This window comes from Photobacterium sp. DNB22_13_2 (assembly GCF_052873915.1).
This window is the reverse complement of sequence record NZ_JBNNXU010000252.1, coordinates 1-243: the sequence shown is the minus strand read 5'-3', so window position 1 is coordinate 243 and position 243 is coordinate 1. Positions and strand designations below refer to the sequence as shown.

Sequence of the window (243 nt, the reverse complement as noted above, 5' to 3'; positions counted from 1 at the left end):
ACTACATCCCGAGCTCGCAGACCACGTTGGCGTCGAACGTGGGTTCCACGTCTTCCATGCAAACCGCCCCTGACATCTCCGGCTTCACAAGCACGTTCACGCCAAAGGTTGTCAACGGCCGCATCTTGATCATGTTCGACATGACCCTGTCGAATCTGAACCCGCTACAAGAACAGACCCAGGGCAGCGGGGCCTCCTTGTCCAAGGTGCAGCTGCGAACCAAGCCACTGGCACGTTTCCAGC

1 protein-coding gene is annotated in these 243 nt (G+C 58.4%); it reads left to right on the top strand.

What is annotated here, in order from left to right:
• Nucleotides 1–56: 56 nt before the first annotated feature.
• The coding region (locus ACVA58_RS28560; RefSeq protein ID WP_446513600.1) for a hypothetical protein at nt 57–243 on the top strand (187 nt) is incomplete at its 3' end.